General features: G+C 60.3%; 14 protein-coding genes and 1 pseudogene. 11 read left to right on the top strand and 4 right to left on the bottom strand.

What is annotated here, in order from left to right; all coding sequences use genetic code 11:
* Positions 1-44 precede the first annotated feature (44 nt).
* The gene (gene speD / locus H9532_RS09565; RefSeq protein WP_296367793.1) at positions 45-488 is read right to left on the bottom strand and encodes an adenosylmethionine decarboxylase; all 444 of its coding nucleotides are present in this window, start codon (positions 486-488) and stop codon (positions 45-47) included.
* A gap of 216 nt (positions 489-704) precedes the next feature.
* On the opposite strand from speD, the gene pstS reads away from it, so the two are divergent.
* Both pstS and H9532_RS09555 read left to right on the top strand, forming a co-directional pair.
* Positions 705-1,682, top strand: coding sequence for a phosphate ABC transporter substrate-binding protein PstS (gene pstS, locus H9532_RS09560; RefSeq protein ID WP_296367791.1), 978 nt, complete (start codon positions 705-707; stop codon positions 1,680-1,682).
* An 81-nt stretch (positions 1,683-1,763) separates the two neighbouring features.
* On the top strand, positions 1,764-2,507 hold the full coding sequence (locus H9532_RS09555) for a response regulator transcription factor (protein WP_296367789.1): 744 nt from the start codon (positions 1,764-1,766) through the stop codon (positions 2,505-2,507).
* A 333-nt stretch (positions 2,508-2,840) separates the two neighbouring features.
* Here the strand turns inward: H9532_RS09555 and H9532_RS09550 are convergent, their stop codons facing one another.
* Positions 2,841-3,878 carry a PstS family phosphate ABC transporter substrate-binding protein gene (locus H9532_RS09550; protein ID WP_296367787.1) on the bottom strand — a complete coding sequence of 346 codons (1,038 nt, stop codon included), beginning with the start codon at positions 3,876-3,878 and terminating at the stop codon, positions 2,841-2,843.
* Positions 3,879-4,056: 178 nt separating this feature from the next.
* On the opposite strand from H9532_RS09550, the gene pstC reads away from it, so the two are divergent.
* The 5 genes and pseudogenes from pstC to H9532_RS09525 all read left to right on the top strand — a co-directional run.
* The gene (gene pstC, locus H9532_RS09545; RefSeq protein ID WP_296367785.1) at positions 4,057-5,013 is read left to right on the top strand and encodes a phosphate ABC transporter permease subunit PstC; all 957 of its coding nucleotides are present in this window, start codon (positions 4,057-4,059) and stop codon (positions 5,011-5,013) included.
* A gap of 5 nt (positions 5,014-5,018) precedes the next feature.
* Positions 5,019-5,927, top strand: coding sequence for a phosphate ABC transporter permease PstA (gene pstA / locus H9532_RS09540; protein ID WP_296367783.1), 909 nt, complete (start codon positions 5,019-5,021; stop codon positions 5,925-5,927).
* Positions 5,928-5,975: 48 nt separating this feature from the next.
* Complete coding sequence (gene pstB, locus H9532_RS09535; RefSeq protein ID WP_296367781.1) at positions 5,976-6,800, top strand: phosphate ABC transporter ATP-binding protein PstB; 825 nt, start codon at positions 5,976-5,978, stop codon at positions 6,798-6,800.
* Between the two features lie 63 nt (positions 6,801-6,863).
* Positions 6,864-7,106 (top strand): hypothetical protein, encoded by a 243-nt coding sequence (locus H9532_RS09530; protein WP_296367779.1) that lies wholly within the window; start codon positions 6,864-6,866, stop codon positions 7,104-7,106.
* Between the two features lie 245 nt (positions 7,107-7,351).
* Positions 7,352-8,029: pseudogene (locus H9532_RS09525) on the top strand (glycosyltransferase family 39 protein); the annotation flags it as partial.
* Positions 8,030-8,972: 943 nt separating this feature from the next.
* Here H9532_RS09525 and ppk1 read toward each other — a convergent pair.
* Both ppk1 and H9532_RS09515 read right to left on the bottom strand, forming a co-directional pair.
* Complete coding sequence (gene ppk1, locus H9532_RS09520; RefSeq protein WP_296367777.1) at positions 8,973-11,225, bottom strand: polyphosphate kinase 1; 2,253 nt, start codon at positions 11,223-11,225, stop codon at positions 8,973-8,975.
* A 50-nt stretch (positions 11,226-11,275) separates the two neighbouring features.
* Entirely contained in the window at positions 11,276-11,587 is a 312-nt protein-coding gene (locus H9532_RS09515; RefSeq protein WP_296367775.1) for a hypothetical protein, read from the bottom strand.
* 150 nt (positions 11,588-11,737) lie between these two features.
* Between H9532_RS09515 and H9532_RS09510 the strand changes: the two genes are divergently transcribed.
* The 4 genes from H9532_RS09510 to H9532_RS09495 all read left to right on the top strand — a co-directional run bounded on the left by H9532_RS09510 (position 11,738) and on the right by H9532_RS09495 (position 16,145).
* On the top strand, positions 11,738-12,349 hold the full coding sequence (locus tag H9532_RS09510; protein ID WP_296367773.1) for a hypothetical protein: 612 nt from the start codon (positions 11,738-11,740) through the stop codon (positions 12,347-12,349).
* The gene (locus tag H9532_RS09505; RefSeq protein ID WP_296367770.1) at positions 12,349-13,107 is read left to right on the top strand and encodes a phosphatase PAP2 family protein; all 759 of its coding nucleotides are present in this window, start codon (positions 12,349-12,351) and stop codon (positions 13,105-13,107) included. Before H9532_RS09510 ends, H9532_RS09505 begins: the two co-directional genes overlap by 1 nt.
* An 83-nt stretch (positions 13,108-13,190) precedes the next feature.
* Positions 13,191-14,648, top strand: a complete 1,458-nt coding sequence (locus tag H9532_RS09500; protein ID WP_296367768.1) for an NAD(P)/FAD-dependent oxidoreductase — start codon at positions 13,191-13,193, stop codon at positions 14,646-14,648.
* 60 nt (positions 14,649-14,708) lie between these two features.
* Positions 14,709-16,145: an MFS transporter gene (locus H9532_RS09495; RefSeq protein ID WP_296367766.1), complete on the top strand. Its 1,437-nt coding sequence runs from the start codon at positions 14,709-14,711 to the stop codon at positions 16,143-16,145.
* Positions 16,146-16,158 lie beyond the last annotated feature (13 nt).

The following is a 16,158-nucleotide window of genomic DNA, read 5'->3' as shown; positions in this document are numbered from 1 at the left end:
CAGTGATGGCCGGCACACCCGCGGGTAACCGTGCCTCAATGCACTCAGGTGGCGAGCGGGTCTCGCGCCTGTTCGCTCAGGTTTGGTGGCGTTTCTCGGAGAAAGCTGTGAAGGCTGTGGTGCTCGGCTTCCAACGTTTGAATCAGCGCGTGGCAGGCCCGCTCCGGCATGGTGTGATCCCCGCAGGTGAACACATCCACCGCCGCATAGCCCGATTCCGGCCAGGTATGGATCGAAAGGTGTGATTCAGCCAGGAGCACGAGCCCCGTTACGCCCTGGGGCTGGAAGTGATGACTGATCAGATGCAGCACCGTGGCACCGGCGTCTCGAGCGGCGGTGGCGATGGTGGTTCGGATGAAGGCTTCGTCGTTGAGCTTGCCTGGATCGCAGTTGTAGAGCTCAAGGATGCAGTGCTTGCCAACAGGCTGAGCGGAGCTGGTGCTGGCCCATCCAGGATTGGGATGGAGGCTCGTGAGGGAATTGTTCATCAAGACGGTGTGAACCGTATTCAACCTAGACCCTTTGGATGCGGCAAAATCACATGGAGGATTTGTCTTTAGAAATTAAAAATAAGCTGATCCTGGTGTTCGCCCATACGACGAGTTGTGGTTCACAACCAAACATTCACGCGTTCTTAACCAATCGCTAACCTTCCGCTCTGTGCGGTTGCTTAGACGTTGGGAGCTCCTGAACGGTTGCTTTCCATGTCCTTCGCGAAGAAGGCTCTCTGCTTCGGCGTTCTCTCCAGCTTCGGCATCGCTGCAGCAGCCTCCGCCCAAAGCGTGCTCAATGGCGCCGGCGCTACCTTCCCGGCCCCCTTCTACCAGCGCGCTTTCGCTGGTGCCGCCTCCAAAGGCATCAAAGTGAACTATCAGTCGGTGGGTTCCGGCGCTGGTGTTCGCCAATACGTGGCCGGCACCGTGGATTTCGGCGCTACCGACGAGCCGATCAAATCTGCTGAAGCCGCCAAGGTGAGCCGTGGTGTGGTGCAGTTTCCCGCTGTGGGCGGCACCATCGCCATCGCCTACAACAAGCCTGACTGCAAAGGCCTGAAGCTCAGCCAGAAGCAGGCTGTGGACATCTTCCTGGGCAACATCAAAACCTGGGATCAGCTGAAGTGCGGCAAGGGCCCGATCACCGTGGCGCACCGCTCCGATGGCTCCGGCACCACCTTTGCGTTCACCAACTCCCTGAGCGCTTTCTCCTCTGAGTGGAAGAGCAAGGTGGGCGAGGGCAAGAGCGTGAAGTGGCCCGTGGGCGTGGGTGGTAAAGGCAATGAAGGCGTGGCCGGTGTGATCAACAACACCCCTGGCGCCATCGGTTATGTGAACCAGAGCTACGTGAAGGGCAAGATCACGGCTGCCGCCCTCCAGAACAAGGCTGGTAAGTATGTAATGCCCACCCTGGCTGGTGGTGCCGCTGCTCTGAACAACATCAAGCTCGACGGCAATCTGGCTGGTGAGGATCCCAATCCCGCCGGCGCCAGCAGCTACCCCATCTCCACCCTCACCTGGATCCTGGCCTATCAAAAGGGCAACGGCGCCAAAGCCGGCAAGATCCGTGAAGCGATGCTCTACCTGCTGGGCCCCGCCCAGAACCAGGCTGATGAGCTGGGTTATGTGCCCCTCAAGGGCGACATCCTGAACAAGGCCAAGGCCGCTGTGGCCAAGATCGGCGCCTGATCTGAGGCAAACCTGGACCACAAGGGGGGCTGCGATGGCCCCCCTTTTTTTGCCTCAGACCTTTTCATCCACGCTGATTCGATGGCTGCCACCCCTCAGCCGGCTTTGATCCGGCTCGTGGCTGATGATCCGATCTGGAGGGAGCAGTGTCATCTCGCCCTGGTGCAGGAGGGCTTTCGGGTTGAGCAGCAACCCGCTCCTCAGCAGCTGAAAGACCTGCTCACAACGACCCCCGCAACCGAGCGGCCTGCGCTCTGGGTGGTGAATCTGCCCAGTGAACGGCACGATCTCGTGGCCACCCTGGCGCTGCTGCAGCGCTGGCGCCGCCGCGATCTGCTCACGCCCCTGTTGTTGCTGGCCGATGCGGCGAATGAAGCGGAGCGGGCCGAGCTGCTGGAAACCGGCGCCGATGATGTGCTCGTTCGCCCGATCGGCCTGCGGGAGTTTGTGGCCCGTTGCAGGGCGATGTTGCGCCGGGTGCGCCGGATGGAGCAAAGCGCCCGTTCCGCTCAGGCGGGCACCGTGTTGGAAGCGGGTGCACTGCAGCTGTTTCGTGAGCAGTGCCGCGTGTGTGTGAACGGGCGGGAGGTGGCGCTCACGCCGCGGGAATTTCGCTTGCTGGAGTGTTTCATGCTGCAGCCAGGCCGTGCCCTGAGCCGCGATCAGTTGATCGAGCAGGTGTGGGGGCCGGATTATTGCGGCAACAACAAGAGCGTGGATGTGCACGTGCTCTGGTTGCGGCGGAAACTCGATCAGCCCGGTCAGCCGTCGTTGTTCGTTACTGTTCGCGGTATTGGTTATCGATTTGCGCCTCCCCCTCGCTAGGCAGGGAGGCGAGATAGCGCTGGCGCTGCCGGGAAATCAGCGCTTCATCGCAAGGGTTGTTCTCAACTGTTTTGGAGACGTCCGGCTCGTGGTCCGTCGCTGGATCGCGATTGCTGGTTCTGCTCATGGGTTTCGGTTCGCAGGGGAGGAGGCTTGATCACAGAATTCACCCAGCAGCAACCCGCCACAAAGCTGATGCTGCCCCGGCCTGTGGTGACTAACATGATCATCTTTCGCAATCACGCCACCATAAACCTTGATTTGGGCTAGCGAGTAGCGATGCGCACCATTTGCGGCGTATTGGCTTGATCGTGTCGTCTGCGACACCAAGATTCAGCGAAACTGGGGTTTCTTGTGCTCATCAAAGCTGCGCTCGAGCACTTGGCCCACGGTGAGGCCAATCGGCAGTTTGCCTGCGAAGGCACTACCCAACACGTTCCGGTAGAGCTTGTTGGTGACGAGTCGATAGGTGGAATCCTGCAATGGGATCACACCCGCCTTCTGAGCCACCTTCACCCCTTGCTCCAAGGTGGCCACAATCAGAGAGCGCAGTGCTGGGTTGCTCTTGAGCGCCTGATCATTCACGTAGAAGAACAGCGGGCGCGACAGTGGTAGATAGCGGGAGGACTGAACTGCCGAAACACTGGGGGTCACGCTGCCCCGTAGGCCATCCACAGCCAGAGCCTTCAGGCGGCTGCGGTTCGCTTGGTAGTAGTCGAAACCGAAATAACCCAGGGAGTTGGGATCTTGGGCTACGCATTTCACCAGCACGTTGTCGTCTTCGCTGGCGGTGTAGTCCTGGCGAGAATTGGTCTCGTTACCGTTGATGGCTTTGTTAAACGTGTCGTAGGTGCCTGAATCTTTGCCAGGACCGCAGAGCCGGATGGGTGTGTTAGGCCAGCTGGGATTGACCTGACTCCAGCGCATCACCTTCCCCTGGGCATTGCGCTCCCACAGGGTGCGCAACTGAGCAGTGCTGATCTCTTTGGCGAAGCTGTTGGAGGGGTTTACCACCACTGTGATGGCATCAAAGGCAACGGGCAGCTCCAAGAAGCGAACCCCGTTGGCTTTGCATGCAGCGAGCTCTTTGCTGTTAATCGGCCTAGAAGCGGCGGCAATCACGATGCCTTTGCTGCAGAACTGGCGGAACCCAGCGCTCGTGCCCACTGCTTCAGCTTTGAAGGCCACCCCTTTGTTTTGCCGAGAGGCGTAGGTCTCAATGGCAGCTTTGCTGAACGGATAAACCGTGCTTGAGCCTGAGATCAGGATCGCGCTATTTGGGGGTGTGGCGCTCTGAGCCTGCTTTGCGACTGTGATCAGGCATGGCGCCAGGGCCAGTGCAACGAACCAGCGGGAGCGAAGGGCGATCACATTGACCACGCTTGATTTGAGCCCATTCTTGCCCTGGCCAGCAGCTGGCCGTTTAAGGCAGGGTTAACGCTTGGTTGAGCTGTGCGGCTCCATAAACGCTTCTGCTTGGCTCCTTAACCGGCTCTTAAGCCCTTTCTTGAATTTGCATGAGACGGTAGATGCAAGGGTTTACCGATCGATGGCAGCCTCTGAATCAACAGATCTTTTTGTTCTGAGGCGGCGCCCGCCTCAGGAAAAGCTAGTGGACCAGGGGTTCCGACAGCTTGCTGTGCTGTTGGCCTCACTAGTGGGCTTGGTACTTCTGGGCATCCTACTCGTCGTTTTATTTGGCTCGCGAGAGGCGATGGCTCGCTTTGGCCTCGGTTTTCTCGTGATTTCAGACTGGGATCCCGTTGGCGACACCTACGGGGCCTTCACAGCCATCTATGGCACGATCGTCACTTCGATTCTGGCTCTGTTTATCGCTGTTCCCCTCGGTGTTGGCACCGCGATCTTTATTACTGAGAATCTGATCCCCCTACGGCTTCGGCAGCTGCTGGGGATCATGGTGGAGCTGCTGGCTGCGATTCCCTCGGTGGTGTTGGGTCTATGGGCGATCTTCGTGATGGAGCCCTTCATCCGGCCAGGCCTCGAGTTGCTCCATCAAACCTTGGGGTGGATGCCCTTTTTCTCCACCGTTCCGCAAGGACCAGGCATGGCACCGGCGATCTTGATTCTGGTTGTGATGGTTCTTCCGATCATCACGGCTATCGCTCGCGACTCACTCCAGCAGGTTCCTCCTGAGCTGCGACAGGCTGCTTACGGCGTTGGAACTACGCGCTGGGGCGCCATTTTGCAGGTGATTTTGCCAGCAGCCGTGTCCGGGATCACCGGCGGTGTGATGCTCGCTCTTGGACGTGCGATGGGTGAAACCATGGCTGTCACCATGATTATCGGAAACTCGAACAACTTCAGTTTGAGCCTTTTGGCACCGGGTAACACGATTTCATCGATGCTCGCCAATCAGTTCGGTGAAGCCGATGGTTTCCAGGTGTCCGCCTTGATGTACGCGGCTTTCGTGCTGATGGTGCTCACTTTAATCGTGAATGTGTTGGCGCAGTGGATCGTGCGCCGTTTGAGCCTCAAATACAGCTGAAAACCATGGCACCCTCCACTACTCCCGCTCCAGCTGCATCCGTCTTCGCCCGTTCACTTGATTTTCGGGCCTCTTTGTCGCGCAATCGCTGGAACAGCTTTTTCAGTGTTCTTGCCGGTCTGTTCGCCGTGATTGCGGTGATTCCTTTGGTGCTAGTCCTGGGCTATGTGCTGTTCATGGGTGGCTCTTTGATCAGTGCTCGCCTGCTCACTGAGCTCCCACCAGCCCCCGGCCTTGATGGAGGAGGTATTGGCAACGCGATTCTCGGCACCATCGTTGTGACGTTGATCGCCAGTCTCATCGCCATCCCTGTAGGCGTGGGAGGTGGCATTTATTTGGCTGAATATTCCCGTTCCGGCTGGTTTGCTCAGTTTGTTCGTTTCGGCACCAATGTTCTGGCTGGCGTGCCGTCGATCATTTGTGGTGTGTTCATCTATGGCCTGATCGTCAGCACCCGTGTGTTCTTTGGTCAGAGCTACAGCGCCATGGCTGGAGGTATCGCTCTGGCCGTGTTGATGCTTCCCACCGTGATCAAAACCACCGATGAGGCGCTCAAGCTCGTTCCTCAGGAATTGCGTTGGGGTGCCATCGGTATTGGCGCCTCCAGGTTTGTCACCATCACTCGGATTACGCTTCCCGCCGCTTTCACGCCTATCGCCACGGGTGTGGTTCTGGGCATCGCTCGGGCGGCTGGCGAGACGGCACCCCTGATCTTTACCGCGCTTTTCTCACCGTTCTGGCCGGAGGGAGTGTTCAATCCCATTGCCACGATGTCGGTGTTGATCTTCAACTTCGCAATCATGCCCTATGAAGCACAGAACGCTCTTGCCTGGGCAGCTTCCTTTGTGCTTGTTGTGATGATTCTCGGCGCCAACCTTTTCGCGCGCTGGGTGGGTCGTTTCACACGTGCCTGATCTCTTGTTTCACCTTTGAACCTCTGAATCCCACACCATCCTTGAATCATGACTACTTCCATGCCTTCCCCCTCTCTCACCCATCACAACAGCTCTGAGTTCTGTATGGAACTGGAGAATGTGGGCATCAGCTACGGCGGTAATGAAGCCGTTAAGGGTGTTTACATGCAAATTCCGCGCGGCAAGGTTACGGCGTTCATCGGTCCCTCTGGTTGTGGCAAGAGCACGGTGCTGCGGGCGCTCAATCGGATGAACGACCTGATCGATGGCTGCACGATCAAAGGTCGCGTGATCTTCGATGGCCAGGATCTCTATGCCCCCCAGGTCGACCCTGTGGAAGTGCGTCGCCGGATCGGGATGGTGTTCCAGAAACCCAATCCATTCCCCAAGAGCATTTACGAAAATATTGCCTTTGGCGCCCGAATCAACGGCTATCGCGGCGATATGGATGAGCTTGTGGAGCGCTCCCTGCGCAAAGCCGCGATCTGGGATGAAACCAAGGACAAACTGAAGGAGAGTGGTTATGCCCTCTCCGGTGGTCAGCAGCAGCGCTTGTGCATTGCCCGTGCCATTGCGATTGAGCCGGAAGTGATCCTGATGGATGAACCCTGTTCAGCACTTGACCCGATCTCGACCCTCAAGATCGAAGAGATGATGCACGAGCTCAAGAAGAGCTACACCATCGTGATCGTGACGCACAACATGCAGCAGGCCGTTCGCGTCAGCGATATGACCGGCTTCTTCAACGTCACCCCGAAGGCTGATGGCGATGGCAAGGTGGGCTGCTTAGAAGAGTTTGCCGAAACGGAAACGATCTTCAATGCCCCCACTCAGCAGGCCACACAAGACTATGTCTCGGGCCGCTTCGGTTGATCATGCTGAACACCAATCCATCGCCTGCAGCGCTAGGGTTATTGCACCTCATCGCTCCAAGCCATGACTGAGTCAGCTGGCAGTGATGGCATCCATTCTCCCCTCGAGGGTTTCAGCCACTACCGCGGTGAAGATTGGAGTCCAGAACGCCTCGCCTTTCATCAGAATCTCGAGCAGTTTGCGGATCGCGTCGGCTTGATTGTTGGCCTCCAGGGCAACGGCAAGATTAGCCAGGAGGCTGCCTACGACGAGATCAAAAAGCTCTGGAGCAGCTTGCGGGGTAGTCGTTCTTCTTTGTTTGATTAGTGCGTGGCTGTCGGGTCCGCTACAGCTCCAGGTGATTGCCAGGGCACCTGATCACTGATCAGGATGGCGGTCTTCACCGATCCAGGTTTTTGCTATGCCGGATCAAATTCGTTTCCTGTTTTCTCTTGCTGCCGCCACGTGCATCCATGTGGCGGCCCTGAGTCAGGGATTTGGCTTGTCGAGCATTGTCACCGGCGACATTCATCCCCAGCTCCGCCCTTTGATCGTTGCCCAGCCGTAATTGCATGCCCTGGTGGGGCGTGACTGTGGTGGCCGTTCTCCTCGGCCTTGTGTTGTTTGTGTGGGATCTTGGTTCCATCGGGCTGGTGGACGAAACGCCGCCACTGTTTGCGGCATCGGCCCGCGCGATGGCCGAGAGCGGTGATTGGCTGATTCCCCACGTGAACGGTTTGCCGCGTTACGACAAGCCGCCCTTGGTGTATTGGCTGATGGCTGCTCTGTACAGCCTTCCAGCCCATGCACGGTGGGATCCACTGGGATCCTGGGCAGCCGGCCTGCCTTCGGCGCTGGCCTCCACCGCCACGCTGTTGCTGTTGTGTCTGCTCACGGCCTGGTGGGAGCGGCGTGTGCTGGATCAACCCCAGGGCCTTTGGCTGGTGGCCGGCCTTCTGTATGGGTTGAGCCCGCTGGTGATGCTGTGGAGCCGCATCGGTGTGAGCGACAGTTTGCTCACAGCCCTTGTGGCGCTCGCGCTGGTGAGCTCGTGGTGCGCCTTCACCAGCTCGAAGCTGCCGTGGTGGCTCTGCTGGTTGGTGTTAGGGCTGGCCACCCTCACGAAAGGTCCAGTGGCCTTGGTGTTGTTTGGCCTGTGCTGGGCTGGTTTTGCGCTGCTCGAGCAAGACACTGCGCGGGTGTGGCAACGGCTGCGCCCGCTGCCAGGCGTGCTGGTGAGTGTGGTGGTGGCAGCTCCTTGGTATGCGGCGGCGTTCTGGCGGGAGGGCACGCCGTTTGTGGAGAGTTTCTTCGGCTATCACAACCTGCAGCGATTTACGCAGGTTGTGAATCGCCATGCCTCGCCGTGGTGGTTTTACGGCGCCATGTTGCTTCTGGCGAGCCTTCCCTGGAGCCCGTTGGTGTTGCTGGGCCTTTGGCGGGGCCTTCGCCGCCGCCAAAGCCTGGCGCGCTTCGCCGCCTGTTGGTTGCTCGCTGTGCTCCTTCTCTTCAGCCTGTCTGCCACCAAATTGCCGAGTTATTGGTTGCCGGCTACACCAGCTGCGGCCCTGCTGGCCGTGTCGGTGTTAGCCGAGCGGGATGCAGCCGTGCGTTGGTGTGTTCGCGTGGGGGCGTGTGCTGACCTCGCGATCGGCGTGGCGCTTGCAAGCGCACCCACTTGGCTCGCGCGCCTCCGTGACCCTGATCTGGTGGACCTGCCGCAGCTGTTGGCCGGTTCCCCGCTGCTGCCGAGTGCCGTGGCATTGCTGGTTGCCGGCGCCTTGTTGGCGTTGTGGTTCAGTGCTGCGAACCCTCGCCTGTGGTGTTCGGCGCCGGTGCTTGCGGTGCAGTTCAGTTGGTTGTTGATGGTTCCGGCTGTGTTCTGGCCTCTGCTGCAACTCGGCGATGGCTTGCGCAGCCAACCGATGCGCACACTGGCTTGGCGTGCCCAGGCTCTGCAGACCTCAAGCCAGGCGCAAGGGGCACCAATCGCCATGTTGGGGCTGATTCGGCCGAGCTTTCATTTCTATTCCCGTGCTCCCATCGCCTATGAGGGCACCTCTCCTCAGGCCCTGGTGAACCTCAACCATCGCCTGCGGATGGAACCACGGGTGCGGGTGCCTGAGCACAGCCACCGGATTCTGGTGGCGGCGCCGCTCCAGCTCGAGCAGCACCGCCATTGGGGTGCCCTGCTCAGCCCACGGGTTGCTCAGCAGGGTCGTTTTGGCTTGTGGTGGTTGGATCTAGCGCGGCTGGATCGCAAGGCGCAGCTGTTGCAGCAGCGGCAGGGGCTGACGCCAACCTGGCAGGTGCCTCGCCCGGAGCGCTTCTGAGCGACCACAGCTCCATCAACTCGCGCTGCGCCATGGGGCCTTCGGCCTCCGGGTTGCGCACCACATAGGAGCCGTCCGGTTGCATCAGCCAAGCCTGCTGATCCTCGAGATAGAGCTGCATCAGCCATTCCAGCTGTACGCAGAGGTTTGAGTCGAGCACAGGCACCACCGCTTCCACACGCCGATCGAGGTTGCGTGGCATCCAATCGGCACTGCCCAGGAAGAGTTCAGGTTCGCCGGCATTGGCAAACCAGAACAGGCGTGAATGCTCGAGCAATCGCCCAATCACGCTGATCACGCGGATGTTGTCGCTGATCCCTTCCACACCGGGCCGAAGGCTGCACATGCCGCGCACCACCAGATCGATGCTCACCCCCGCTTGGGAGGCCTCATAGAGCAGGGCGATGAGGCCAGGATCCACCAGCGCATTCATCTTGGCTTGGATGGCGGCGGGCCGGCCGGCGCGGGCGTTGTCGATCTCCCGTTGGATCAGCTCCTGCATCCGCTGGCGCAGCGTCACCGGCGCCACGAGAAGGCGCCGAAAGTGCTGTTGTTTGGAGAAACCGGTGAGGTAGTTGAACAGATCCACCAGGTCGTTCACCAGATCGTCGTTGCAGCTGAGGATGCCGAGATCGGTGTAGAGGCTGGACGTTTTTGAGTTGTAGTTGCCGGTGCCGATGTGGCAGTAGCCCTGCAGCTTCTCGTCTTCGCGCCGCACCACCAGCGTGATTTTGGTGTGGGTCTTCAGCCCCAGCACCCCATACACCACATGCACGCCGGAGCGCTCCAGCTGCCGGGCCCATTGGATGTTGTTGTCTTCATCAAAGCGCGCCTTGAGCTCCACCAGGGTCATCACCTGCTTGCCGTTTTCGGCGGCGCGGATCAAGGCGGCGATGATCGGTGAGTTCTTCGACACCCGATAGAGGGTCATCTTGATCGCCAGCACGTGCGGATCGTCGGCCGCCTGGTTGATGAATTCCTCAACCGATGTGGCAAAGAGATCAAACGGGTGATGCAGGAGCACATCGCCGCGGCGAATCACGCGAAAGATGCTTTCAAAATCCTGGTAGAGCAGGGAACCGTCCTCCAGTTGGCTGCTCTGGGTCGTGCGCAGTTGTTTCGGCGTCCGGCCCCGGAAGGAGGCATCCTTGAGCTGCGGCGCGTTGATGGCGAGCAGGCTCATCAGATCATCGAGGCCCAGGGGGCCATTGATCCGATACACGTCGAATTCGTCTACCTCCATGCCGCGCATCAGCTGATCCACCAGCTCCGCTGGCATTTCGTCGGCCACCTCTAGGCGCACCACCTCTCCGCCCATGCGCCGTTTGCGCAGGCCCTGCTCGAGGGCCTGCATCAGATCATCGGCTTCGAGTTCCCGCAGCTCCAGGTCGGCATCACGGGTCACGCGGAAAAAATGATGGCCTTCGATCAGCATCCCCGGGAACAGGCGCTGCAGGTTGAAGGCCACCAGCTGCTCAAGCGGTAAGCCCATGAACACCGGTTGGGGGATGCGGCCGCCGTGCAGTTCCGGTGGGATGCTCACAAACCGCGGCAGGTTTTTCTGGGGAACCTTGATCCGCGCAAATTGCTGTTGCTGGGTGTTCGGGTCACGGATGGTGACCGCAATGTTCAAGCTGAGGTTGCTGATGAAGGGGAAGGGGTGTGCCGGGTCCACCGCCAGAGGCGTGAGCACCGGAAACACCGATGTTTGGAAATAGCTGTTCGCCCAGTCTTTCTGTTTGCGCGACAGCTGCTCGTAGTCGAGCAGCAGGATTCCCTGCTCTGCCAGGTTGGTTTTCAGGCTTCCCCGGTAGTGATCCTGCTGTTGCTGGAGCAGCGGTTCCAGTTGGCGGCGGATCTGATCGAGCTGTTGCCTTGGCGTGAGGCCATCTTCACTGAGTGCCTGCACACCGGCATGCAGTTGTGACTGCAAGGATGCCACCCGCACCATGAAGAACTCATCCAGGTTGTTGCTGAAGATGGCGCTGAACTTCGCCTGCTCCAGCAATGGCGTGCGTGGATTGAGGGCCTGGGCCAGCACGCGCTGGTTAAACCGGATCCAGCTCAGCTCACGGTTGAGATACAGCTCCTGAGGCAGCTGAGCCGGGGCCATGGATCGCTTGGTGGGTGATTCTGTTGTAGGGGTGCGAGGTTGTGCGCAGGTTATGGATCGGTTGGTCTGAGCAGTCGCCTCAGCCTGAGCGCCACTTCCCAGCAGCGGGTGGATTCCGGATGATCGAGCTCTGTGCTCTGCACGCTGATGTGGCACAGGCTCGAGCGTGAATCCTTCCAATGCATCGTGACGACTACGGCTTCGGATTGGCTCTGGCGCGGCAATCCGGCTTCTCGCAGAAGCAGAAACCCATCACGGCATTGGCGGCGTTGCAGTTCCAGATCCAGGCTGCTGGCGATCAGTGGTCGCAAGCGCAGGATGCTGTCCTGGTGCACCTTCGCCGTCCATGCGAGTTGTGGCATGGCGCAAAGATGGCGGCCAGAGCCACTGTGTTGCCGCATCGGGGCAGCGTTCGGTGTTGCATTGCACCCACCGATGTCGCCTCGGTGATGGTGGGTGCTGGGAAGGGCCGCACACTGGGATCGCAGGTTTGAACGCGTTGGTTGGTCGTGATGGCACCGCCACTCATCCCGTGGTTGGGCGGTTTTCTGCTCCTGTTGGCTGGTCAGGTTCTGGCGCAGCAGCCGGTGCAGTCGCGTCCTGCGCAGGTGCTGCTGATGCGCCATGGTCACAAAGATCCAGCGGCCCATCACTACAACTTGTCGCCCGCCGGGTTTCAGCGTGCCCTGGCCCTCGCCAGTGTGATCCCAGCCTGTTTTGGCAGACCCACCCAGATCACCACCTTTGCTCTCGATCCAGATACCAGCAAGAACGCCCGTAGTTATCAAACGGCCGTGCCTCTGGCAGTGGCCAGTGGCGTGAACATTCGCCTCGATCGTTCTTCACTGCAGGATTCCAGGCTCTCGGGTGAACGCCTCCGGGCGGACCCTGCTCTGCAGGGTGGTCTGTTGGTTCTGTTCTGGGAGCATCGCCATTTGCCCGCCTTGGCAGCTGGTCTCGGCTGGGCGGCCATGCCCCCCATCGCCGATAACGATTTCGACACTCTCTATCGCTTCACTTACCCCCAAGGCTCTTCGACGCCCTTGGTGACGCGCTACAGCCAGTCAGCGTTGCTGGATGGGTCGCAGCGTTGCTCAGCTCTCACTCCCCGTGCACGTCAGTGATGGTTTTTCGCCCAATCCACGTTGCCCCTCGGCCACTGATTACCGCGCTGGCGTTGCTGGTGGGTTTGGTTTCTCCCGATTGTGGACGGGCCGAAATAGCCGGCTCCACCGGCGTGGTGCTCAACCCCGACTCCCTGATCCAGGTTGTGGGCTTGCCGCCTCCCCCGGGTAGCGCTGCGGCCAGAGAAGATCTAGCGATCCTGCTCTGGTTGCAGGGTGCGCGAACGCCTGAGATGGAGGCCAATGCCTGGTTGCTGCTGGAGCGCAATCTGGGCAGTTTCAGCCGTGCGCTCGGGGTTGATATGGACAAATCCACGCCGACGATCAACGCCGCGCTGAAGACGTTTCTCACGTCTGTGGATGCTGTAATGGGCAACCTCAAGAATCGCTATCAGCGACTCCGCCCGTTTATCGCCCACTCTCAGATCAAGCCCTGCCTACCTCGGGAGCAGGGCTACTCCTTCCCCTCTGCTCACTCCACCTGGTATCGCACCGCCTCCGAATTGTTGGCTGATCTGGTGCCCGAGCGTCGCAGCCGTTTAGTGGCCGTTGGAAGCCACGGGGGCAACAGCCGGGTGCTCTGCGGCGTGCATTACCCCAGTGATGTTCAGGCTGGGCAGCGTTTGGGTGTCGCTGCTGCAGCTCAACTGATCACCAGCCCCCAATGGAAAGCGTTCAAGGCCGATCCTGCTGTGATCGCTGAAGTGGAGGCGATCCGTCGGGTGCGGGATCACGCTCTTCCGGAACTGGTGCGCTGAGGCTGTGGTCGGTGGGCTGTGTTGCACAGCACAAGCCTGCCGGTGTGACCTCAATACCTTCGGCTTATCCGCCTCTGTGCAGCATGGCCGAGCGCTTTTTTCTGGAGCTTGAGTCGCCTGAAACAGCGACATGGCCCCACGTGGTGGTGGTGGGTGGTGGGTTTGCGGGCCTGCGGGTGTGCCGCGCCCTGAAGGGCGCGAAGGTGCGTGTCACCTTGATCGATAAACGCAACTTCAATCTCTTCGCGCCATTGCTTTATCAAGTGGCGACCGGATTGGTGTCGCGCGGGGATGTGGCGATCCCCCTGCGCATGCTGGTGGGCGATCAGACGAATCTGCAGATTCTGCTGGGAGAGGTTCGCGAGCTCGATCCGATTGAACGCAGTGTTTCCTTCAATGGCACCCATCTGAGATACGACCATCTCGTGCTGGCCACGGGCTCTGGCAGCACTTACCTCGGCCATGAGGAGTGGCGTGCCTTGGCGCCTCCGATGAAGATCCTCGAACACGCTGAGGAAATTCGCCGTCGCTTGCTGATGGCCCTTGAAGAAGCCGAACGCACGGTGGATGCCAAACAGCGCCAGTTCCTGCAGACCGTGGTGGTGGTCGGCAGCGGCCCCTCCGGTTGTGAATTGGCAGGGTCGGTGGCGGAGCTGATGCGCCGCGCCCTGGCGAAGGACTTTCGCCGCGTTGACCCGGAGCAAACCCGAGTGGTGTTGGTGGTGTCGGGTGGCCGCGTGCTGAAGGAGTTGCCGGAGCTCCTGTCTGAGGCTGCTGCGGCCGATCTGCGTGCCAAAGGGATCGAACTGCTTCCCGGGCGGGTGATTGCCATGCAGCCGGGCGAAGTTGTGATCCGCTGCGCCGATGGCGAAGAGCGTGCGCTGCAGGCGGCCAATGTGTTCTGGACGGCCGGTGTGCGCGCCTCCAAGCTGGGCCAGCGCCTGGCGGAGACCACCGGTTGCCGTTTGGATCGCGGCGGACGGGTGATTGTGGAGCCTGATTTCTCCATCCCGGGCCACCCCAACATCCGTGTGGTGGGCGATCTCTGCCATTACGCCCACGCTGCTGCAGGGGGCAAACCCATTCCCGGCATGGCAGGGCCGGCCACCCAGATGGGCCAATGGGTGGGCCGCGACATCCGCGCGCAGGTGGATGGGCGGAGCCATGCGCGCTTCCGCTATCTGGATTTCGGCAGCATGGCGGTGCTCGGTCGCCTCAGCGCCGTGGCCAACCTGCGCGGCATCAAGCTTGCCGGCTTCCCCGGCTGGGTGCTCTGGGCACTGGCGCACCTGGCCTTCATGCCCGACGACGAAAACCGCATCACCTTGCTTGTGAAGTGGCTATGGGCAATCCTGAGTGAACAGCGCAGTTCGCTGTTGATCACTGGTTTGCCCAATGATGTGCAACCCGGGCAGGGCAACGCCCCCTTCCCGATGGGTTGGGAGAACGAACCCTCGTTTGCCGACCTGCTCGGTCCGATGGCAGAAGCCGTGGAGCAGTACCAGCAGCGTGAGCAACAAAAAGCCTTGAGCGAATGTTGACCAGGCCTTAACGCACGGCTCAATCGCTGTTGCCATGGTCGAGGAGTCACCTCTTCGTCCATGGGCCATCCAAAGAGCGTTCAGGCTTTTATCGAGGAGATTCCCAGCTGGGACGACGGCGACCACCTCGCGGGTCCGCCCCTCTCCTCGATGCAGTGGCTGGTGTGGGCCCTCGCCACCGCGGGCAAGTTCTTCGAGGGCATGATCGTGTTCATGCAGGGGGTGGGCCTGCCGCTGATCAGTGAGGAGTTTGCCCTCACCGATATCGATAAAGGGTTGATCACGGCGGCCACCCTGGCGGGGATTTTGTTCGGTGCCCTCTTTCTCGGGGGGCTTGCCGATCGCCTGGGCCGCAAGCCCGTGTTCATCGGCGAGATGGTGCTGCTGCTGGTCGCGTTGATCGTGGCGGCCTTGGCACCCTCGAAGGAGGTGTTGATCGGAAGCCTGTTTGTGACTGGTTTGGCCCTCGGTGCTGACTATCCGACAGCTCACCTGGTGATCTCTGAAAGCATCCCCTCGGCTATTCGTGGCCGGCTGGTGTTGGGTGCCTTCAGTTTTCAGGCGGTGGGTGCGGTGCTCGGCACGGCCATCGCGGCGGTGATCCTGGGCGCGAAACCCGATCTCGATGCCTGGCGCCTGTTCTATCTCGTGCCGATCATTCCCGTGGCTGCTGTGATCTGGGGGCGTCTGTTCCTGCCTGAAAGCAGCCATTGGCTGGTCACCCGCGGTCTCACCGCCAAGGCGGAGAAACAGCTGCGCAAGCTGCTCAACCGCCAACATCTGCAGCTCAAGAGCGTCCAGGTTGAGTCAGAGTCTGGGCGTCCCCATCGCCGGGGTTCCTGGGATCAGCTGTTCATCGGGAAGTATCTGCGGGGCACGATCCTCGCCTCACTTCCCTGGTTTCTGCAGGATCTTTCCACCTACGGCATCGGCATCTTCACCCCTGTGATCATTGGACTGGCCTTTGGGAAGGCCAGCCACGACCACAACGTGGCCTCCATCATTCATGCCGATCTGATCGGTGCACGGGGCACCGCTCTGATTGATGTGGGCTTCCTTGTGGGGATTGCAGTGGCGATTGTGCTCGCGGATCGCTGGGGGCGAATCCCGTTGCAGGTGATCGGCTTTATCGGCTGTGCCCTTGGTTTGTTCCTCGCAGCTCTGGGTGGTGGCGGGGATGAATCCACCGATCATTTGGTGCTGATCGTGGCTGGTTTCCTTGTGTTCCAGTTCATGACCAACTTCGGCCCCAATGCCACCACCTATCTCCTGGCCGGAGAGGTCTTCCCCACACATATTCGCGGCCTGGGTGCCGGCTTTGCGGCCGCCAGCGGCAAGGTGGGCGCGGTGCTTACCGCCTTTTTCTTTCCCATGTTGCTGAAGGCCTGGGGCACCGAACGCCTGCTGATGGCTCTGGTGATCACGTCGTTGCTTGGGGCCGTTGTCACGTGGCTCTATCGGATTGAAACCAAGGGTCTGGATATGGAAACGCTCTGAGTGTTGGCCATTC

The sequence above is a fragment of the Vulcanococcus sp. Clear-D1 genome (assembly GCF_014654725.1).
Lineage (GTDB): Bacteria > Cyanobacteriota > Cyanobacteriia > PCC-6307 > Cyanobiaceae > Vulcanococcus.
The sequence above is the reverse complement of the archived record's forward strand: the minus strand, read 5'-3'. Positions and strand labels throughout refer to the sequence as shown.